A 20,597-nucleotide genomic window follows, 5' to 3' on the forward strand; every position below is an offset into this window, starting at 1 on the left:
CTACTTAGGGCTGCGCAACATCAGTAAAAAATGGACGCTTCCAATCCATGATTGGAAGGCGGCGCTCAACCGCTTTACCATCCAGTTCGAAGGCCGCATCCCTCAGCTTTAAAGCGATCCCGTTTACACAAAAGTCTGTACAAGCCCCTCGTTCGTGGATTCTCTGCATCGTGGTGAGGATCTGTGGCGCGGTGACCTCGGTGATGGGCAGTGCACCAAGCCATGGAAAGACATTGTTTTCGAGCCGACTGATTACACCGCGCGCGTAACTTTCTACCCAACTGCTCCTCTTTTCGGCGAACCAGGCCCTCGCTATTGCTTCCAAGCTATTTTCAGTGGCTAGTTGGCGTGCGAGGCGATCAGCGCGACGCTGCGTACTGGGGTCAATGCCAGCGTCGATGAGTTGGCGTAGGCGATCGCGTTCTGCACGCGCCTCTGCCAGGCCGACCTGCGGGAATACGCCGAGACTGATCATCTTCGGTTGCTTCTTGAGGTGCCGATATTTCAGCCGCCAGTACTTCGCGCCATTCGGCATCACCTGCAGGTGCAGGCCTTTGCCCGCTGCCAATCGATACATTGCATCACGTGGCTTCGCGTTTCGTGCTGCCAGTGCGGTCAGTTCCGTCATCTCCATCTCCTAACTGCACCACCAACTGCTCAGTGGTGGTGTATCGCCAATTCTTGCGATATTGGCGCATATGTACCACCAAAAATACCACCAGCTGTAGTGCGCTGTGGTGAGGTGGTTTGCGACGAAGTGAGACGAGGCGGGGCCAGAAATGGCCTAGAAATGCAGATTTGTCGGTCGTGATGAGATGTTGTGAGATTGCCTGAGAGCAATAGATGGTGGGCCCACCAGGATTCGAACCTGGAACCAAGGGATTATGAGTCCCCTGCTCTAACCGTTGAGCTATAGGCCCTGACGCTTGCCAGCCGCGTTGCACGGCCAATCTCGCAGCAGTCCGTCATGTTAGCCGCGCACCCGGGGAGCGTCGAGACCACCGCCCCTACCCACCGGCACATCCGGACTTATCGCACCCGGCGTAGGCTGGTAGGCCCTTTGACCCGGAGGTGCACGATGAGTACGGAATCGGTAGCGAAGCGGTTGGTGGCTTTGTGTCGCGAGGGCAAGTACGAAGAGGCGCAGAAGGAGCTCTACGCGCAGGATGCGGAGAGCATCGAGCCGGAGGGTGCGCCGGGTGGCGCGCTGGGCAATGTGAAGGGGCTGGATGCCATCTTCGAGAAGGGTCGCAAGTTCCAGGAGACGCTGGTGGAAGTCCACGGCGGCCACGTCAGCGACGCAGTGGTGGCGGGCAACTGGTTCAGTCTTGAGATGACGCTGGACGTGACGATGAAGGAATACGGCCGCATCAACATGACGGAGATCTGCGTCTATCACGTCAACAAGGACGGCAAGATCGACAAGGAAGAGTTCTTCTACGACATGGGCGCCTGATCCCCTTTCCCCCGGCATAAAAGAAAAGCCCCGCTTGTGCGGGGCTTTTCATTTTCTACGGTTCGCGTGGAAGCGGGATCAGTCGATATCGAGGAACGAGCGCAGCTGCTCCGAGCGGCTCGGATGACGCAGCTTGCGCAGCGCCTTGGCCTCGATCTGGCGGATACGCTCGCGCGTCACATCGAACTGCTTGCCGACCTCTTCCAGCGTGTGATCGGTATTCATGTCGATGCCGAAGCGCATGCGCAGCACCTTCGCTTCGCGCGGGGTGAGGCCGGCCAGCACTTCGCGCACGGTTTCCATCAGGCCCGTTTCCGTCGCCGACTCGATCGGCGAGCTGGCGTTGGTGTCCTCGATGAAGTCGCCCAGATGCGAGTCTTCGTCGTCGCCGATGGGGGTTTCCATCGAGATCGGTTCCTTCGCGATCTTCAGCACCTTGCGGATCTTGTCCTCCGGCATCTCCATTTCCTTGGCCAGCTCCTCCGGCGTCGGCTCGCGGCCGAACTGCTGGAGCATCTGGCGGGAGATGCGGTTGAGCTTGTTGATCGTCTCTATCATGTGGACCGGGATGCGGATGGTGCGCGCCTGGTCGGCGATGGAGCGGGTGATCGCCTGGCGGATCCACCAGGTGGCGTAGGTGGAGAACTTGTAGCCGCGGCGGTATTCGAACTTGTCCACCGCCTTCATCAGGCCGATGTTGCCTTCCTGGATCAGGTCCAGGAACTGCAGGCCGCGGTTGGTGTACTTCTTGGCGATCGAGATCACCAGGCGCAGGTTCGCCTCCACCATTTCCTTCTTGGCGCGGCGGGCCTTGGCCTCGCCGACCGACATGGTGCGGTTGATTTCCTTGATGTCGGTGAGCGGCAGGAACAGCTTGTGCTCGATCGAGGCGAGCTTTTCCTGTTCGCTGTCGATCGCTTCCTTGTAGGTCTTGATGTTCGGCGACCACTTCTGACGCTTGCGGCCCAGCTCGTTGGCCCACTCGGGGTTGCCTTCGTTGCTGGGGAAGGTCTTGATGAACTCGGCCTTGGGCATCTTCACCTGCTTGACGAAGATATCCATCAGCAGGCGCTCGTGGTGACGGATGTCGTTCACCACCTCGCGCAGCTTGCGCACGAAGCTGTCGATCAGCGCGGAGGGCAGCTTGAGCTTGAGGAATTCCTCAGCCATCTGCTCGCGCAGCTTGATGATCTTCTTGTCGCCGATGTCGGGGGTCTTGGCCGAGGCCTTCTGGAACTTGCCGTAATAGTCGCGCAGCAGTTCCATGCGGCGCTTGACCTCTTCCGGATCGGGGCCGGTCGGGCCGGCCTCCTCTTCCTCGGCGGCGCCTTCGGTTTCCTCGTCCTCTTCGGCTTCGCCGTCAGCGTCGGCGGCTTCCACTTCGGCGGCGGCCAGGGCGGCGTCGGCGGCTTCTTCGAGGTCGGCGAAGCCGGCCAGGATCTCGCTCAGGCGACGCTTGCCGTCCAGGTGCTGGTCGTATTCCTCCAGCAGCATCTCGATGGTGAGCGGGAAGCTGGCCAGCGCGGTCTGCACCTGGCCGAGGCCTTCCTCGATGCGCTTGGCGATGGCGATTTCGCCTTCGCGGGTGAGCAGCTCGACCGTGCCCATCTCGCGCATGTACATGCGCACCGGGTCGGTGGTGCGGCCCACTTCGGAGTCGACGGCCGACAGCAGGGCGACGGCTTCTTCGGCCGCGGCCTCGTCGTCGGTGGCGGTGCCACTGGCGTTGTCGGACAGGGGGTCGGCGTCCGGGGCGGCATCGTGCACTTCGATGCCGACGCCCTTGAGGACGGCCATGATGTCTTCGATCTGCTCCGGATCGACGATGTCGTCGGGCAGGTGGTCGTTGATTTCGGCGTAGGTCAGGTAGCCCTGCTCGAGACCTTTGGAGATAAGCGCCTTGATTTCAGACTGTTGCTCGGGAGCTTTGTTGTTCATACCTACCGCCGCGGATGCAGGAACCGATCAGTATAGCGATGTGATGCTTTTTTGACCAGTTTTCAAGTGAAAGAAATGGGTATCCGGCACACGCAAAAAGCGCGCCAAACAGCCGTTCTTGAGAGATTTTCTTCGGAATCGTCGCGGTCACCCGATGGGTCCGCGGTCATGGCGTTTCGAGCCAGAAGGTGACTGGTCCGTCGTTGACCAGCTGGACCTTCATATGGGCACCGAAGCGCCCGATTTCCACCCCCGGGTGTGCGACCCGGGCCAATTCGACCAGCCGGTCGAACCAGAGGCGGCCCTGCTCGGGCGAAGCGGCGCGGGTGAAGCTAGGGCGCATGCCGGAGCGGGTGTCGGCGGCCAGGGTGAATTGGCTGACCAGCAGCAGCTGGCCGCCGGTGTCCTTGAGCGAGCGGTTCATGCGGCCCTGTTCATCGGCGAACACGCGGTAGCCGAGCAGGCGTTCGAGCATGCGGCGGGTGCTGGCTTCGTCGTCGGCCGGCTGCACCGCCACCAGGGCGAGCAGGCCAGGGCCGATGGCGCCGACGGTTTCGTCGCCGACGTCGACTTGGGCACGGAGGACGCGCTGGATCAGGGCGATCATCGATAAGCGGCTGGGCTGGCGGCGGGGGCGCAAAGATTACCCACAAAACGGGCCGGCGGCCGGAGAGGGCCCGGCGTCAGCCGCTACACTGCGCGGCTCATGCGCTTCGATATCTTCCTGCTCTATCTCCTGCTGCGTCTGGTCGGCCTGCTGCCTTTGCGGGCCCTGCATGGCGTGGGCGCCCTGCTGGGCCGGCTGTCGCTGCGGCTGGACGGCAAGACCGTACAGAACACCGCCGTGAACATCCGCATCACCCGGCCGGAACTGGACGCGCCGGCACGTGCGGCGCTGCTGCGCGAAGTGATGATCGAGAGCGGCAAGTCGATCACCGAGATCGCCAAGATCTGGGGCAGCGACGCCGAGCGCGCGCTGGACCTGGTGCGCGAGGTGCGCGGCGAGGCGCTGTTCGACGCGGCCCTGGCCAACGGCCGCGGCGTGATCATCGCCGCGCCGCACCTGGGCTGCTGGGAACTGCTCAATTACTGGCTGTGCCGCAAGACGCCGATGGCGATCCTGTACCGCCCGCCGCGCATCGCCGCGGTCGAAGGCCTGCTGCGCAAGGCGCGCGGCGCGCTGGCGCCGGAGCAGGTGCGCGCCGAGGGTGCCGGGGTGCGCACGCTGTTCAAGCGGCTGGGCGCGGGCGGCACGGTGGGCATCCTGCCGGACCAGAAGCCGCGCGAAGGCGAGGGCGAGTTCGCGCCGTTCTTCGGCCGCGAGGCGCTGACCATGGTGCTGCTGCCGCGGCTGGCGGCGCGTACCGGGGCGACGGTGCTGTTCGCGTTCGCCGAGCGGCTGCCGCGGGGCGAGGGGTTCCGCATCCATCTGCTGCCGGCGCCGGAAGGGCTGGCGGATGCGGATCAGCCGGTGGCCTGCGCGGCGCTCAACCGCGGCGTGCAGAACTGCGTGGAGTTGGCGTACGCGCAGTATCAGTGGCACTACAAGCGGTATTCGGCGAATAACCGGCCGAGCCCGTATGACCATCCTGAGGTGTTGGACGAGGGGCGCTGACAAAACCCTCGTCACCACTTGCGTCACCCCAGCGAAAGCTTGGGTCCAGTGACTCGAAGGCCCAAAGTGAAGGCGCTGGATTCCAGCTTTCGCTGGAATGACGGGTGCGTGGGGGGCGCGGTACTTTGGTTGGTGGGGTTTTAGCCTGCGTCCTTTGGCTCGACCCGGCGCAGGAACACCGCCATTTCCTTCTCCGCCTGCTTGTCGCCGCGTGCGCGGGCGGCCTCGATGCCGTGCCGCCAGGCATCGGCCGCAGCGGCGCGGTCTTCCACCGCCAGCAGCGCTTTTCCCAGCAGCTTCCACGCGGCGGAATAGCGCGGATCGAAGCGCACGGCGTGGCGCAGTTCTTCCGCCGCAGCGGCGACATCGCCTTCGCTCAACAGCGCATTGCCCAGCGAGAACCGCAGCAGCGCGCCGTCGCGCGGGCCGCCGCACTGCGCGCGCAGGTTGGCGATCAGCGCGGCGTTCATTGCAGTGCGCGGAACCGCCACGGGTCGATCTGGTACAGCCGGGTCGGATGCGGTGGTTCGGCCGGGGTGTGGCCGGCGCGCTGGGCGGCCAGCGACGAGGCCGGCCAGACCACCACCCAGCTGGAGCGGAACGGCTGCACCAGCAGCGGATAGCGCAGGTCGGTGTCGGCCAGCTTCTCGGGGCGGGTGATGATCAGGCCGTCCGGATGCAGGCGGGCGAAGGCCTGGATCGACTCGCCTTCGGTCAGGCGCTCGATCGGCCGGGTCAGGCGGCCCTCGAAGTGGAACTGGCCTTCGTAGTTGCCGACATAGCCGATCGCCCGGCCTTCCGCGTCCGCCGCGCCCAGCAGGTGGGCGGCGGGGCGCAGGTCGAAGTTCGGCCACATGGTCAGGGTGAACAGCGTATTGAGCGCCAGCACGCCGACCAGGCCGGCCACTGCCAGCCGGCGCAGCTCGCCGCGGCCACGCAGCAGCAACAGCGCGCCGAGCAGCACGAACACCACGCTGAAGAAGCGGCTGTACTGCGAGGTGGAATCGATGAACTCGCCATGCATCAGGTTCTGCGCCACCAGGTTCGGCAGCACGAACAGGAACACCGCGAACAGGATGCCGCCCACGCCCAGCGGCCAGGTGCCCAGCCAGGCGGTGGTGCCCAGCCTGGGCCGCTGCTCGCGCAGCACGGCGATGGCGCCGGCCAGCAGCAGGGTGGCGCCGGCGAATTCCGGCAGCGGGTAATACAGCTGCTTGCCGCTGATCAGCGAGAACGCCAGCAGCACCGGCAGCAGCCAGCACAGGCTGAAGCGGATGCCCGGCTCCAGCGGCCGGCGCAGCGCGCCCAGCGCCACCCACGCCCGCGGCCAGCCGCTGAACGGGAACAGCAGGGCCGGGATCATGGTCAGGTACCACCAGAACGGGCGGGCGTGGTCGAACGCGTCCACCACGCGGCCGGCGGTCTGGGTGAAGAACAGGCGGTGGCGATATTCGTCGCCGCCGCTGAAGCCGGCCGGCAGCGCCCAGGCCAGCAGGATGGCCCCGCCCAGCAGCACGGAAAGCAGGCCGCGGCCGTACCAGCGCGCGCGGTGACGATTGGCCCAGTCGTTCCACAGCGGGCCGAGCAGCCAGGGGAAGGCCACGTGCAGCAGCATCACCGGGCCCTTGGTCATCAGGCCGGCGCCGATGCACAGGCCGAACAGCAGCCAGCGCGGTTCCTCGCGCTGGGCCTTCGGGGTCAGGGTCAGCAGCGCCGCCAGCACCCATACCGCCAGCAGCACCTCGTACATCACCTGCAGGCCGAACAGGAAGGCGTAGCCCAGCGCCAGCAGCATCCACGGCGCGCCCTTGGCCACCCACGGGCGGTTGGGGAACAGGCGCCGCGCCAGGGTCGCCAGCAGCATCAGCTGGGCGCCGCCGAAGATCACTTCCAGGATGCGCGGCCACACATCGTTGACGCCGAACACGAACCAGCCGGCGTGGATCATCCAGAACAGCAGCGGCACCTTGTCGCTATACGGCTGGCCGTTGATATGCGGCACCAGCCAGTGGCCGTGGCTCCACATCTCCCATGCCACCGCCAGGGTGCGGGTGGAATACAGCGGCATCGGGCCGTGCGAGAAGATCGCCAGCAGGGCGACCACGGTCCACAACGGCAGCCAGGGCCACAGGGAGCGCAGGTGTTCGGAACGGCTGTAGGCGCTGGAGGGCAAGGCGGCGGCTCTTTCTCGGGAAGGTGGCGGTTCTAGAAGGTGGCGGCTCTAGAAGGTGGCGATTCTAGTGGGGCTTTTCTGTCCGGGGGCTTTAGGAGCGCGCCGGACCCCAATAACCGATACGGCGTCGCAGCTTGAGCTTGCGCCACCAGTTGCCGGGTTTGCGTCTACGGCTGCGCCCGCCCCTGGCGATAAAGGCGTCGATCGCATCCAGCACGCGCTCGCTCGAATGGCCGTCGCGGTAGGGGTGGATGGCGTCGGCGAAGTCGCGGATCGCCTGGATCAGCTGCGGCGGGCGGCTGAGCGCGGTGCGGATGGCGGGTTCGAACTGCGCCGCGTCGTCGATATCGATCAGCTGCGGACCCGGGCGGCGGTTCTTGAAGGTCACCACCGGCTTGCCGGTGAGCAGGAACTCGCTCAGCGCGGACGAGGTGTCCGAGCACATCAGGTCGGCCTGGGGGAACAGCTCCAGGATGTTGTCGTTCTCGGCAAACGTCAGGTGCTCGCCCTGCAGCGCCTTGTACTTGGCCACCGTCTCCGGATTCATCTTCGGATGGAAGCTGACGATCCAGCGCCACTCGCCGCTGCGCGACAGGCGCTTCACCTCTTCATAGAGGGTCTCCGCCGCGCTCCACGAAGGGGAAAAGGTGGAGTGGTAGAGGATCACCGGCGGCTCGCGCACCGGCGGCAGCGGCCCGGCGATCTCCTTCATGAAGGGATCGAGCTTGGGCCAGCCGGTCTCGGCCACCGCGAAGTGGCCCAGCTCGTCGGCCAGCGCCTGGAACTGCACGGTGTCGCGCGGGCCGGTGGTGCAGTACAGGTCGAAGAAGCCGCGGATATAGATATGCCGCGGCTTGCCGGCGTCGAAGCCGTGGAAGGTCTCGACTTTCACGCCGGGAAAGAAATGCGGCAGATGGTTGGACGAGGTGATGCAGGCGATCGGCTTCCACGCACGTACTTCGCGCACCGTCAGCAGGCGCTCGCCCGCGACCAGGTCTTCCGCGCCGGGGCCGTCGAAGAACCACGCCGCCTCGTCCCCGCGCGCACGGATCGCCTCCTGCACCGGCCGCAGGATGGCCAGCGCGTAGCGCTCGGAACCGTACAGGAGGTAATGCTTGGGCATGGTCAGCGGTCGATTCCGTGGCGGTGGAGCGCGGCGGCGGCGCTGTCGATGGAGGCCGGGTTGTGGCGCATTTCGTAGTAACGCATGCGCTTGTACACCGCATACGAGGCGGCGGTCTGGGCGATGGCGTAGCCGCGCCAGCCGTCGAGGAAGGCCAGGCGCAAGAGATAGTCCTTGAGGAAGGCCAGCGCGAACACGAACGGCGTCTGCCACATGCGCACCGGCTTGTCCTTCTCCAGCCAGTCGCGGCATTTCAGCTCCGCGTAGCGCAGCACCTTGATCTGCTTCTCCGGCAGGCTGGGGTTGTTCTCGTGGTTGAAGCGGGCCTGGAAGGTGACCGCGGGGCCATCGAAGCGCAGCGATTCGTGCACGCGCACGTCGGCCCAGCGGGCGCGCTCGCGGTGGTACAGGCGGGCCATCTTCTCGCCCATCGAGGGCAGGTAGAAGCGCATCGGCGCGCCCATGTAGATGGTGGCGCGGCGCAGCCACACGGCGCAGGTGGGGCCGGCCATCAGCGCGGGCAGCCTGGCGGCGATCTCCTCGGCCAGGGCGGGGGTCAGGTACTCGTCGGCGTCCAGCGCCAGGATCCAGTCGTGGCCGGCCTGGGTGCTGGCGAAGTTGCGCTGCGGGCCGAAGCCCAGCCAGTCCTGGTGCACCACGCGGGCGCCTTGGGCGCGGGCGAGCGCCACCGTGTCGTCGGTGCTGCCGCTGTCGATCACCACTTTTTCGGCGGCGAACGGCACGCTGTCCAGGCAACGGGCGATGTTCTTCGCCTCGTTGTAGGTCATCACGACGAGGGTGAGGGGGAGCGTCTGCATCGGGCGATTCTAGCCGATGGCCTTTCGTCTCAGTCCTCAAGGGTGAGCCCTTCTCCCTCCGGGAGCACGCGGGGAGGGCACAGGGATGTGCCCGGCTCTGAGGAGCGAGGAAGGTGGCGGCAGCCGGATGAGGGTTCGGCCGGAGTGCAACGCTCCGCTTCGCCCGCACCCTCACCCTCACCCTCACCCCTCTCCCGACGGGAGAGGGGCTTTCGCTTCGGTTGCGCAAATCCACCGCCCGCACGTTCTGACTTGGGTTATGCCCCCGTTCGCGCTCCGTTTCGCCCGGTATGGGTATCCTTGCGCGCGCTTGTGCGTTGACTGGTGGGGTTTGGCCCCAGCGGCATCCGCCGGTTGACAGGATTCGCCTCGAGAATGTGGAAGGACAGCTTGAAAGACACCGTGCATGCCGGGGCAAGGGAAGAAGGCCTGGCCGCCCAGTTCAAGCGGCGCTGGCTGGCCCTGCCCGCGTGGCTGCGCCTGTGGATGCTGCTGGGACTGGGCTGGCTGCTGGTCGGCATGGCCGCCAGTCCGCAGGGGCCGAAAGTATGGAATCCCGGCAAGTACTACCACGACAGCCTGATCGCGCTGTTCCTGCTGCCGGCCGCGTGGCTGGCCTGGTCCTGGCGGCGCCCGCTGGTGCGCGGCCTGCTGGAGGCGCGCGAAGGCAAGCTGCTGCTGGCCTTCCTGGCCTGGACCATGATCTCGGTGATCTGGGCGCGCAACGGCAAGCTCGGCGACGACGCGGTGGTGGTGTTCTACGTGCTGGCCTTCGTGGTGCTGCTGGGCAGCCTGGTCGCGGGGCAGCCGCGGCGCGCGCAAGCGCTGTTGTATTGGGCGGGTGCGGGCCTGGGCCTGGCGGCGCTGGTGTCGATGGCAGTGTTCCCGCTGCGGGTGGGTTCCACCTGGCAGATGCAGGACCGCCTGGTCGGCTTCGGCACGCTGGATAACCCCAACCTCGCCGCGTTCGCCTTCGGCGCGGCCAGCGTGTGGCTGCTGCAGCTGTCCGTGCGCGGGCGCTGGCAGCGCGTGCTGCAGATCGTTTCGATCGTGGCGCTGATGACCTTCGTGCTGCTGACCTTCACCCGCTCGATCTGGCTGGCGCTGATCGCCACCCAGGCGGTGATGCTGCTGGCGGCGCCGCATCGGCATATCCGCCGCCGCGCGGCGGCGATGCTGGGCGTGGCGGCGGTAATCATCGCCCTGGGCGGCTGGCAGTACATGAAGGACCGCGGCCTGTCGTACCGGCCGGAGATCCTGCAGCAGTCGCTGGCATTGATCGGCCAGCACCCGTGGCTGGGCTTGGGCATGGGCAGCCACTACGACATCGTCGGCGAAGGCCAGACCTGGGAGCACAGCCACAACATCCTCAGCCACCTGGCCATCCTGCTCGGCGTGCCCGGCATGCTGCTGTGGTCGCTGCTATGGCTGGTGGCGGGCTGGCGCGCCTGGCGCTACCGCCACGTGATGCTGGGCCGGGTGATGCTGGCGCTGTGGATCTACGCCAGCGTGGCCTGGCAGTTCGACGCGCCGCAGCTGCTGCGCCGCCCCGACGTGGAATGGCTGCTCGGCTGGCTGCCGGTGGCGTTGAGCCTGGGCCTGTCCTGGAGCATCCGTTCGCGCGGCGTGCGCGTGCCGCCGCGTTCGGTGACTTTGCTGGTGCTTACCTACAACTGGCCCGAGGCCTTGGCGCGCGTGCTGGCCAGTGCCGCGGCGCAGAGCCGCTTGCCGGACGAGGTGATCGTCGCCGACGACGGCTCCGGCCCCGCCACGCGTGCGGTGATCGAGCGCATGGCCAAAGATTTCCCGGTGCCGTTGCGCCACGTGTGGCAGGAAGACCTGGGTTTTCGCGCCTCGCGCAGCCGCAATCTCGGCATCGCCGCCAGCCGCAGCGAATACGTGGTGATGATCGACGGCGACATGGTGCTGCATCCGGACTTCATCGCCGACCACCTGGCCCTGGCCGAGCGCGGCCACTTCCTGCAGGGCGGCCGCTTCAAGAGCAGCGAACAGGCCTCTGCGCGCCTGCTGGCCGGCGGCCGGCCGGTGTTCGCGCCGTGGGCCGATGCGGATTTCCAGGTGTTCGACGGCATCAAGCGTCTATATGCGTTCCGCTCGCTGGCGCTGGCACGCTGGAAATCCCGCGCGCGCAGCGGCGGCCGCGTGATGAGCTGCAATATGAGCTGCTGGCGCGAGGACCTGCTGCGCGTGAACGGCTTCGACGAACAGATGGAAGGCTACGGCGCGGAAGACCGCGAGCTGGCCGCGCGCCTGGGCAATGCCGGCGTACGCCGCCGCGCGCTCAAGTGGGCCGCCTTGGCCGCGCACCTGGAGCACCGCACCCGCGCGCAGGAAGAAGTGGACGATCCGGCCCTGCCGAACAACCAGGTCTATCTGCGCACCGTGCGCGAACACATCGTGCGCTGCGAGCAGGGCATCGACCGCCACCTGGCGGCGATGGCCGCCGGGCAGAGCTACGAGATCTCAGCCGTTCGCGCCGGCTGAGTCGGCCAGCGCCTGGCGGATGCGCGGGACGAAACCCGCGCTGTTGTCGAGGAACCATTGCCGCGCGTTGGCGCCCATCGCAGCGATGGCCGTTTCCGGCATCGCCAGCGCGCGCGCCACCGCAGCTTCCAGCGCTGCTTCGTCGAACTGATAGGTGGTCGCCTGCCCCATGTGGCCGGTCTGCGCGTAAGGCACGAGCAGGCCGCGTTCGGCCGTCACCAGCTCATTCATCGGCGGCGCGTCGACCACGAAGGTGACCGCGCCCACGCCGAGCGCCTCGACGATGTAGTGGCCCCAGCCCTCGATCTCCGAGGTGCAGATCTGGAACAGATAGCCGTTCTGCAGGCGGCTCAGTTCCGCGTATTGCGCCGGCACGTTGCCATCGAGGAACTGGCGCAGATGGCGGATGTTCGAGGCGCTGAGATCCTGCGGCGCACAGGCGGGATGCTGCAGCACGGTGAGCGTCGGCCATTCCGGATGGCGCCGCCACACCGCCAGCAGGCGCTCGGTGCCGCGCGTGACGCTGCCGCCGGCCAGGTGGAAGAAGGCGCGTTCGCGCGGCACCGCGGCGTCGAAGCGGTCCTCGCTGTCGAAGCCCACCAGCGAGGTGGGTTTGCCCAGGCCGCGGAACACGTCCACTGCGTCGTTGGTCTTGCACCACACGCGCGCTACGCGCGGCAGATGCAGTACATCCTTGGCGTCGAACCAGGCGGTGTTGGGCAGCGCGATGGTCTGGCGCGCCAGGCCGAAATGCGCTGGCCACAGGTGCTCGAACATGATGTTGAGATCGAAGCGCGGCGCCTCGCGATGGCGCATCGCATGGCGCCAGCGGCGCAGCTTGCCGCGCAGGCCCTTGCGGCCCAGCGACCAGCGTACTTTCTCGTCGGCGTCGGTCAGCCGCGTGAAGTGCACCGTGCAGCCGCAGGCTTCGAGCGCATCGGCGGTGAACTGGAGGTCGCGGCTCAGGCCCAGGCCGTTGTCGGGTGCGATCAGGTTGACGCTGGTGCTCATGGGTGCGGTCGGCTGAGTGAGGGTCACGAAGACAGCGTATCGAGGGCGCGCAGCAGCCGTCCGGGAAAATCGCGGCGGTTGTGCTCGAACCACTGGCGGGCGGCCTGGCCGAGGCGTTGCTGTTCGGCTTCCGGCATCTGGATGCAGCGTTCGATGGCGGCGCGCATCGCGTCCATGTCGAAATCATAGAGCGTGGCCAGCGCCTGCTTGCCGGCGGCGTGCGCGGCGACCAGCACGCCGTGTTCGGGCGTCACCAGCTCGTTCATCGGTTCGGCGTCGGTGGAGATCACCACGGCGCCGATGCCCAGGCTTTCGACGATCGAATGGCCATAGCCTTCGGTCTGCGAGGGGCACAGATGGAACACGCTGGTGTTCTGCAGTATGCGCAGCTGCTGGTCGTCGACGTAGTCGCGGATCAGGCGCACGTTGGCCGGCGGCTCCCACGCGCGCGCCTCGTCGCTGCGCCACACCACGGTGAGCAGCGGCCAGTCCGGATGCGCGGCCCACAGCTTCAGGATCTGCGCGGTGCCCTTGTTGTTGCTGCGGCCCGGGCCATGGAAGAATGTGGGCTGGCGCGGCATCTCCGGCGAGCGCTGGTCTTCGCTGACAAAGCCGGTGTGGATCACGCGGCAGCCCAGTTCGCCGAACAGGCGCTGCGCATGGTTGGTCTTGGCCAGCACCAGGTCGATGCCGCCGAGATCGGCCAGCCAGGCCTCGTCGAACCATTCCGGATGCGGCAGCAGCGCGCTGGCGTCGGCCTGGCGGAAATAGCGCGCGCTGACGCTTTCGCACATCAGGTTGATGTCGTAGCGCGCATGCAGGCGGCCGCGGCCGAGGTTGCGCAGCAGCTGGCGCAGGCGCCCGGAAAAACGCTGCCAGCGATGGCTGAGCCGCGCGCGGTTATTGAGCCGGGTCACCGTGACCTGATGACCGCCTTCGCGCAGGATGCGCGTGACCAGGCGCATGTCGCGGGTGAGGCCGGCGCCATTGTCGTTGCCGATCAGTTGTATGGCGCGCTTCTGCATGCGGATTCCGGAGGAGGACTAATGCAAGGCGTCGATGGCGGCGCGCAGGCGCGCGGGCCAGTCGGCGCGGTTGGCTTCGTACCAGCTGCGGGCGGCGTGGCCGAGTGGTTCGGCTGCGGATGCATCCATCGCGATGCAGTGCTCGATCGCCGCGGCCATCGCTTCGTCCGCGTAGCCGTAGAGCGTGGCCAGGTCCTGGGTGCCTTCGCTGCGTGCCGGGACCAGCACCCCGCGCGCGGCCGTCACCAGTTCGTTCATCGGCTCCGCATCGAGCGTGACCACCACGGCGCCGCAGCTCATCGCTTCGACCAGGTAATGGCCATAGCCCTCGGTCTGCGACGGGCACAGATGGAAGCGGTGCTCGTTCTGCAGCCGGCGATACGTCTCGTCGTCGAGATGGTCGCGCAGCAGCCTGACGTTGGCCGGCAGGCTGCCGATATCCACCCGCTTGCGTCGCCACACCACGGTGAGCTGCGGCCACGACGGATGCGCGGCCCACAGGCGCAGCAAGGCTTCGGTGCCCTTGTTGCCGCTGCGGCCGGGGCCGTGGAAGAAGGCGTGCCGGCGCGGCACCGACGCATCGAGCCGGTCCGGGCTGGTGAAGCCGATGTACTGCGTACGTGCGCCCAGCGCGGCGAACAGGCGTTCCGCGTGGCGCGTCTTCACCCACACGGCATCCATCGAGGCCAGGCTGGCGCGATCGGACGGCCGGAAATATTCGGGATTGGGAATCAGCACATTGCGCCGCGCGCCGCGCACGAATTCGGGGCGGATGCGTTCCAGCATCAGGTTGATGTCCTGCGCTGGCGCGCGCAGCGCGAGCCGCAGCCGGGTGGCCCATTCGGCCAGGCGGCCGCGGTGCGGCAGGCCGGTGAGGGTGACGCCGTTGCCGGCCTCGCGCAGCGCGCCGGCCAGCAAGGCCATGTCGCGGCTGAGGCCGGCGCCGTTGTCGCGTCCGATCAGGTCAAGGCGCGGCATAAGGCGGTCATGAGGCATGGGGCGGTCATGCGGCATGGGGCGGTCATGCGGCATGGGGCGGTCATGCGGAATCGGCGGTATTCGCCGGCACGCGGTCGACCTCTTCGTTCGGTGTGCAGCCGGCGATCACCGCGTCGGCCTTGAACAGCCACCACTCGCGGCGGTTGGCATGGCCCAGGCTGATCGCCTTGCTGCGGTCGACGCACTGCTCCATCACGCCGTCGAGCGCGAACAGCCAGCGATGCGCCGGATCCTGCGCCTGCCACTTCACCGCCGCCACGTACTGCTCGTGCCAGGGCACGGTGAAGCCGAAGTCGGTGGCGGGGCGGTCGAGCATCAGCAGGTTCTGTTCCTTCCATGCGACCAGGCCGAGCTGCTCGTTGGCCGGCACGCGCTCGCGCACGTCCTGCATCAGCGCGGCGGCGGAGCTGGAATCGTTGAGCAGCGGATAAGCCCACAGGCCCCAGGCCAGCCACATCGCCAGCATGCCGCCGCACACCGCCCACACGGCGTGGCGCAGGCGCAGCGCGGCGATCAGCGACAGCTGCACGGCGCCGATGGCGACGAACATCCACCACAGCGCATGGCCGCCGTCGTCGAAGCCGCGCGCGGTGGCGAATTCGGTGGCGAACTTCGGGTGCGCGATCAGCGCGGCCGCGCCGACGCCGAGCATGGCCGCGCCCATGATGCCGATGAAGACCAGGCCGGCGATGCGCAGCCAGCGCTTCTGCAGCAGTTCGTGCAGGAAGGGGCCGCTGATCAGCGCCAGCATCGGCAGCGCCGGCATGATGTAGACGTCGCGCTTGCCCTTGGGGATCGCGAAGAAGATCAGGATCAGCACGATCCAGCCCAGCGGCAGCAGGATGCGCGCGTCCTTCGCCTTCAACTGCTGCCACCAGCGCGGCAGCGTGCCCGGATAGGTGAGCGACAGCGGCAGCCAGCTGAACAGCACGATCGGCACGTAATAGAACGGCGAGTGGTGGTGATCCCACGACTTGCTGTAACGGCCGGCGGTCTGATGGAACAGGATGTCGTTGACGTAGCCGGCATAGGCCGGATCGCCGCCATGCGCCTTCGCGCCCAGCAGCATCGGCACCAGCCACAGCGCGATCGCCGCGAGCAGCGCGACCAGCCCCAGCGGCCAGCGCCACCACGCGCCCGGGCCCATGCGCGACACGCCGTTCCATCCGCCCAGCCATGCCACCAGGTACGGCACCAGCATGAACAGGGCGAGCACGCCCACGCCCTTGGTGATTACGCCCAGGCCCGCACAGAAACAGCCGAACCAGAACGCTCGCCAGTTCGGGCCTTTGAGCAGATGCACCAGCAGGCCCCAGTTCGCCGCGGTGATGTAGAACATCACCAGCGGATCGATCTGCGCGCGTTTCACCTGGTAGACGAACTGGAAACTCACCAGCAGGGCCGCGGCCGCATATAAGCCGGCCTGCCGGCTCCACAGCCGCCGGCCCAGGTCGTACACCAGCAGCAGGGTGCCCAGCGCGGCCAGCAGCGAAGGCAGCAGGAAGGCCGCGCGCCAGCTGCGCAGGATCCTGTAGCTGGCGGCTTCGGTCCACATCAGCATCGGCGGCTTGTCCGAATACAGCTCGCTGCCGCGATGCGGGAACAGCCAGTCGCCGCTTTCCACCATCTGCTTGGCGGCGAGCGTGAAGCGCGGCTCGTCCGACGGCCAGGGATCGCGCAGGCCGATGCCGGCGCCGATCACCACCACGGCGAAGATCAGCAGCAGCCAGAAATAGCGGCGTTCCTGGAGAGTGGCTTGCGAGGCAACGGGCATGCGTGGACTTCCGGCGGCGGCGCCGCGAGGCAGCGATGGGTGGAACCTTGTAAGCCAGGCGCCTTATTCAGCGCTTAGGCGGGCCGGGCCAGGCGGCGATCAGGGCCGTTCGAGCACGGCATAGTACATGCCGTCGAGATCCCCATCGCCGGGCAGGATCTGCCAGCCCAGGCCGGCGGACTGCCCCGAAGGCAGCGTAAAAGCCGCGGCGCGTGCTGCGGGCTGGCTGGCCAGGAACTCGCCGACCACGGCTTCGTTTTCCGCCTTCAGCAGCGAACAGGTGACATAGACCAGCCGCCCGCCCGGCGCCAGCAGCGGCCACAGCGCCTGCAGGATGCGGCGCTGCTGCGCGGCCAGCGTGGCGATGTCGCTGTCCCGGCGGTGCAGGCGCACGTCCGGCCGGCGGCGCAGCACGCCGGTGGCCGAGCAGGGGGCGTCGATCAGGATGCGGTCGAACCGGCGGCCGTCCCACCAGGCTTCGGGCTGGCCGGCGTCGCCGATGACCAGTCCGGCGGCGAGGCCGAGGCGGTCCAGGTTCTGGGTGATGCGCTTGGCGCGGCCGGCGTCGGATTCGAGCGCGATGAGCTCGACCTTGGCGCGCTCCAGCAGATGGCAGGCCTTGCCGCCGGGGGCGGCGCAGGCGTCGAGCACGCGCAGGCCGTCGCGCACCTCGGCGAGATCGGCCGCGGCCTGGGCAGCGCCGTCCTGCACCGCGAAGTGGCCTTCGGCGAAGCCGGGCATGCGGGTGACGTCGGTGCTGTGCGGCAGCACGATGCCGTCGTCCAGCCAGGGATGCGTATCGACGGTGTAGCCGGCGGCGCGCAGGCGTTCGAGCAGCGCGTCGCGGGTGGTGCGGCGGCGGTTGGCGCGCAGCATCAGCGGCGGTTCGATGTTGTCGGCGGCCATCACCGCGTCGGCGTGTTCCGGCCAGTCGCGGGCGATCGCCTTGGCCAGCCAGGCCGGATGCGCATGGCGCGTCTGCGGCTTGGCGTCGAGCGCCGCCAGCAGTTCGACGCGTTCGCGCTGCCAGCGGCGCAGGATCGCGTTGACCAGCCCGGCCATGCGCGGACGCTGCAGCGCGCGCGCCGCCTGCACGGTGGCGGCGACGGCGGCATAGTCGGGCATCTGCAGGATTTCCAGCTGCACCAGGCCCAGCACCAGCAGGGCGTGCACGGCCGGTTCTTTCTGGCGCAGGGGTTTTTCGAGCAGGCGGTCCATCGCGGCGTCGAAGCGCAGCCACCAGCGCGCGCCGTCGCTGACCAGCGCGGTGAACAGGGCGCGGTCGCGCGGGTCGGCCAGGCGCGGCGCGTAGCGTTCGGTGGCATCGCGTTGCGAGGCGCCGCGCAGGGCGACTTCGGCGAGGGCCTGTGCGGCCAGGGCGCGGGTATCGGTCATCGTGGGCTGCGCAGTTCCGGGCGTGCGTTGAGATAGTCGGTGGCGCCGATGCGCTTGCCGCCGGCGCGCTGCAGCGCGGTCACGCGCAAGGCGCCGTCGCCGCAGGCGATCTCGATGCCGTCGCGACCGGCGGACAGCACGCTGCCGGGGGCGGCGGCGTGGTCGCGTGCAATGGCTTCGGCGGCCCAGATGCGCAGCGCTTCGCCGGCGATCTCGGCCTCGGCCACCGGCCACGGATCGAAGGCGCGGACCTGGCGTTCCAGGGCGAGTGCGTCGCGCTGGAAGTCCAGCTTCGCCTCGGCCTTGTCCAGCTTGTGGGCATAGGTGACGCCTTCATCCGGCTGTGCGCGCGGACTCGGCGTTTGGCCGGCCATGGCGCGGCGCAGGCCTTCGGCCAGCACTTCGGCGCCGAGGGCGGAAAGGCGGTCGTGCAGGGTACCGCCGGTGTCGGCGCGCTCGATCGGCGTGCGGCGTTCCAGCAGCACGGGGCCGGTGTCGAGGCCGGCTTCCATCTGCATCAGATCCACGCCGCTCTCGGCGTCGCCAGCCAGGATCGCGCGCTGGATCGGCGCCGCGCCGCGCCAGCGCGGCAGCAGGCTGGCATGCACGTTCCAACAGCCCAGGCGCGGCAGCGCCAGCACCTTGCGCGGCAGGATCAGGCCGTAGGCGACCACCACCATCAGGTCGGCGCGGTAGGCGGCCAGCGTGTCGCGCGCCTGCCCGCTCTTGAGCGACTCGGGCTGTTCCACCGGGATGCCGGCGGCCAGCGCGGCCTGCTTCACCGGGCTGGGCGTGAGCTTGCGGCCGCGGCCTGCGGGGCGGTCCGGCTGGGTATACACGGCCACCACTTCGGCGCCGCTGGCGCGGCAGGCTTCGAGGCAGGGGACGGAGAACTCGGGCGTGCCGGCGAAGACGACGCGCAAACGCGCGCCGGTCAAGCGGTGGCCGCCTGCTTGCGCTGCTTGTCCAGGCGCTTGAGCAGCATGGAGCGCTTCAGTGGCGACAGGTAATCGACGAATACCTTGCCGGCCAGGTGGTCCATCTCATGCTGGATGCACACCGCGAGGGGGCCTTCCACCTCGAGCACGAATTCCTTGCCGTCCACGTCCTGCGCCTTGACCTTGACCTTCAGCGCGCGGGTCACGTCGGCGTAGATGCCGGGGAAGGACAGGCAGCCCTCCTGGTAGACCTGGGCGCCGTCCTTCTCCAGGATCTCGGCGTTGATCAGGGCCAGCGGCTCGTTGCGCCCGTCGCTCATGTCGGCCACCAGCACGCGCTGATGCACGTTGACCTGGGTGGCGGCCAGGCCGACGCCGTTGGCGCCGTACATGGTTTCGAACATGTCGGCGACGAACTGCTTGAGTTCTGCGTCGAACACGCGCACCGGTTCGGCCTTGGTGCGCAGGCGGGGGTCGGGGAATTCGATAATGGTCAGGGTCGACATGTATTTGCCTCGGCGCCAAAAATGCGGGCGAATTGGTGAAAACCCAGCCCGGGCGCGATCTAGAATGAACCTCATTGTACGTCGGCAACCCCGTGTCTGGCAGAGGATTCTGCCAACTGGCTCTGGTTGCGGGCGTTAAACCATCGGTTACACTCCGCCGAGCATCGGGGGATGGGGGAATCCCGTTTATGATTAGAAAGTCCATCGGGCTGCTGGCCGGCATGCTGGTCACTGTCGCCGTATACGCCGCTGGCGCTCAATTGCGCTCGGACCATCCCGATTCGTACACCGTGCGCAAGGGCGACACGCTCTGGGCCATTTCGGCGCGCTTCCTGTCCAAGCCCTGGTTGTGGCCGGAGATCTGGCAGGCGAATCCGCAGGTGCAGAACCCGCACCTGATCTACCCGGGCGACGTACTCAACCTCTCCTTCATCAACGGTCCGCGCCTCGGCCTGCAGCCGCGCGTGCGTGCCGAAGGCGAGCCGATTCCGGCCATTCCGCTGTCCGCGCTGCGCATGTTCCTGAAGGAAACGAGCGTGCTGAGCTCGGAAGAAGTGAAGCAGTTGCCATACGTGCTCGGCTTCGAGGAAGCCCGCCTGCGCGGCACCGTCGGCCAGAACATCTACGTGCGCAACCTCAAGGCCGACCCGGGCCAGCGCTGGGCCATTGTGCGCCCGACGCATACCTTCCGCGGCTTCAACCAGGACGACCGCAGCGAGCCGTATCCGCTGGTCGGCCATGAGCTGGACAACGACGCCTCGGTGGTCACCACCCCGTGGCGCGAAGAGTTCCGCGGCGACCACCACTACGGCACCGGTGTCGACCTGGGCACGGAAGTGACGGTGATCGGCAACGCCGAAACGCTGCGCACCGGCGATATCTCGACCCTGCTGCTGCTGGACTCCACCCAGGAGATCCGCAAGGGCGACCGCATCCTGCCCATCGACGACAAGCCCTACGACCCGTACTACTACCCCCACGCGCCGAAGGCCGTGCCGGACAACTCGCGCGTGATCGGCTTCACCGATGCGCTCGAGGCCGTCGGCCCGCACCAGGTGGTGGCGCTGTCGATCGGTGCGAAGGACGGCGTGGAGAACGGCCAGACCTACTCGATCGTGCATCCGGGCGAGACCATCAACGACGACGTGGCCAGCGACAGCTGGCGGCGTGGCACCGGCAAGGACGCGACCCTGCCGGAGGAATTCGTCGGCCACGTGATGGTGTTCCGCACCTTCGACAAGGTCAGCTACGGCCTGGTGATGGACGGCATCAAGCCGATCACCATGGGCGACCGCCTGACCATGCCTGAATAACGGTATCG

General features: G+C 67.6%; 17 protein-coding genes, 1 tRNA gene and 1 pseudogene. 4 read left to right on the top strand and 15 right to left on the bottom strand.

What is annotated here, in order from left to right; all coding sequences use genetic code 11:
- Positions 1-151 precede the first annotated feature (151 nt).
- Both AB4083_RS20990 and AB4083_RS20995 read right to left on the bottom strand, forming a co-directional pair.
- Positions 152-634, bottom strand: a pseudogene (locus tag AB4083_RS20990) (tyrosine-type recombinase/integrase); the annotation flags it as partial.
- A 210-nt stretch (positions 635-844) separates the two neighbouring features.
- A tRNA-Ile gene (locus AB4083_RS20995) sits at positions 845-920 on the bottom strand.
- A 158-nt stretch (positions 921-1,078) separates the two neighbouring features.
- Between AB4083_RS20995 and AB4083_RS21000 the strand changes: the two genes are divergently transcribed.
- A complete protein-coding gene (locus AB4083_RS21000; protein ID WP_441610459.1) occupies positions 1,079-1,456 on the top strand; it encodes a SnoaL-like domain-containing protein in 378 nt (125 codons plus the stop codon).
- Positions 1,457-1,534: 78 nt separating this feature from the next.
- Here the strand turns inward: AB4083_RS21000 and rpoD are convergent, their stop codons facing one another.
- Both rpoD and dtd read right to left on the bottom strand, forming a co-directional pair.
- Positions 1,535-3,394: an RNA polymerase sigma factor RpoD gene (gene rpoD, locus AB4083_RS21005; RefSeq protein ID WP_441610460.1), complete on the bottom strand. Its 1,860-nt coding sequence runs from the start codon at positions 3,392-3,394 to the stop codon at positions 1,535-1,537.
- A 166-nt stretch (positions 3,395-3,560) separates the two neighbouring features.
- Positions 3,561-4,001 carry a D-aminoacyl-tRNA deacylase gene (gene dtd / locus AB4083_RS21010; RefSeq protein ID WP_441610461.1) on the bottom strand — a complete coding sequence of 147 codons (441 nt, stop codon included), beginning with the start codon at positions 3,999-4,001 and terminating at the stop codon, positions 3,561-3,563.
- Between the two features lie 99 nt (positions 4,002-4,100).
- Between dtd and AB4083_RS21015 the strand changes: the two genes are divergently transcribed.
- Positions 4,101-5,009: an LpxL/LpxP family acyltransferase gene (locus AB4083_RS21015; protein WP_441610462.1), complete on the top strand. Its 909-nt coding sequence runs from the start codon at positions 4,101-4,103 to the stop codon at positions 5,007-5,009.
- Between the two features lie 140 nt (positions 5,010-5,149).
- On the opposite strand, the gene AB4083_RS21020 is transcribed toward AB4083_RS21015, so the two are convergent.
- From AB4083_RS21020 to AB4083_RS21035, 4 genes are all read right to left on the bottom strand, one after another.
- Positions 5,150-5,479 carry a tetratricopeptide repeat protein gene (locus AB4083_RS21020; protein ID WP_441610463.1) on the bottom strand — a complete coding sequence of 110 codons (330 nt, stop codon included), beginning with the start codon at positions 5,477-5,479 and terminating at the stop codon, positions 5,150-5,152.
- Entirely contained in the window at positions 5,476-7,182 is a 1,707-nt protein-coding gene (locus AB4083_RS21025) for an ArnT family glycosyltransferase (RefSeq protein WP_441610464.1), read from the bottom strand. The genes AB4083_RS21020 and AB4083_RS21025 overlap by 4 nt, the downstream gene beginning before the upstream one ends.
- 91 nt (positions 7,183-7,273) lie before the next feature.
- Positions 7,274-8,305 carry a CDP-glycerol glycerophosphotransferase family protein gene (locus tag AB4083_RS21030; protein WP_441610465.1) on the bottom strand — a complete coding sequence of 344 codons (1,032 nt, stop codon included), beginning with the start codon at positions 8,303-8,305 and terminating at the stop codon, positions 7,274-7,276.
- Positions 8,306-8,307: 2 nt separating this feature from the next.
- Positions 8,308-9,123, bottom strand: a complete 816-nt coding sequence (locus AB4083_RS21035) for a glycosyltransferase family 2 protein (protein WP_441610466.1) — start codon at positions 9,121-9,123, stop codon at positions 8,308-8,310.
- Between the two features lie 375 nt (positions 9,124-9,498).
- Between AB4083_RS21035 and AB4083_RS21040 the strand changes: the two genes are divergently transcribed.
- On the top strand, positions 9,499-11,628 hold the full coding sequence (locus AB4083_RS21040; RefSeq protein ID WP_441610467.1) for a glycosyltransferase: 2,130 nt from the start codon (positions 9,499-9,501) through the stop codon (positions 11,626-11,628).
- Here the strand turns inward: AB4083_RS21040 and AB4083_RS21045 are convergent.
- From AB4083_RS21045 to def, 7 genes are all read right to left on the bottom strand, one after another.
- Complete coding sequence (locus AB4083_RS21045) at positions 11,608-12,639, bottom strand: glycosyltransferase (protein WP_441610468.1); 1,032 nt, start codon at positions 12,637-12,639, stop codon at positions 11,608-11,610. The genes AB4083_RS21040 and AB4083_RS21045 overlap by 21 nt on opposite strands.
- Before the next feature lie 23 nt (positions 12,640-12,662).
- The gene (locus AB4083_RS21050; RefSeq protein WP_441610469.1) at positions 12,663-13,664 is read right to left on the bottom strand and encodes a glycosyltransferase; all 1,002 of its coding nucleotides are present in this window, start codon (positions 13,662-13,664) and stop codon (positions 12,663-12,665) included.
- Positions 13,665-13,682: 18 nt separating this feature from the next.
- Positions 13,683-14,642 (bottom strand): glycosyltransferase, encoded by a 960-nt coding sequence (locus AB4083_RS21055; RefSeq protein ID WP_441610470.1) that lies wholly within the window; start codon positions 14,640-14,642, stop codon positions 13,683-13,685.
- 61 nt (positions 14,643-14,703) lie between these two features.
- A complete protein-coding gene (locus AB4083_RS21060) occupies positions 14,704-16,437 on the bottom strand; it encodes an ArnT family glycosyltransferase (RefSeq protein ID WP_441610471.1) in 1,734 nt (577 codons plus the stop codon).
- A 99-nt stretch (positions 16,438-16,536) separates the two neighbouring features.
- Entirely contained in the window at positions 16,537-17,832 is a 1,296-nt protein-coding gene (gene rsmB / locus AB4083_RS21065; RefSeq protein WP_441610472.1) for a 16S rRNA (cytosine(967)-C(5))-methyltransferase RsmB, read from the bottom strand.
- Complete coding sequence (fmt, locus tag AB4083_RS21070) at positions 17,829-18,755, bottom strand: methionyl-tRNA formyltransferase (RefSeq protein ID WP_441610495.1); 927 nt, start codon at positions 18,753-18,755, stop codon at positions 17,829-17,831. The genes rsmB and fmt overlap by 4 nt, the downstream gene beginning before the upstream one ends.
- An 11-nt stretch (positions 18,756-18,766) precedes the next feature.
- On the bottom strand, positions 18,767-19,276 hold the full coding sequence (def, locus tag AB4083_RS21075; RefSeq protein ID WP_441610473.1) for a peptide deformylase: 510 nt from the start codon (positions 19,274-19,276) through the stop codon (positions 18,767-18,769).
- Between the two features lie 188 nt (positions 19,277-19,464).
- On the opposite strand from def, the gene AB4083_RS21080 reads away from it, so the two are divergent.
- Entirely contained in the window at positions 19,465-20,589 is a 1,125-nt protein-coding gene (locus AB4083_RS21080; protein WP_441610474.1) for a LysM peptidoglycan-binding domain-containing protein, read from the top strand.
- Positions 20,590-20,597 lie beyond the last annotated feature (8 nt).

The organism is Dyella sp. 2RAB6, from assembly GCF_052115385.1.
In the GTDB taxonomy this organism is placed as follows: Bacteria; Pseudomonadota; Gammaproteobacteria; order Xanthomonadales; family Rhodanobacteraceae; genus Dyella_D.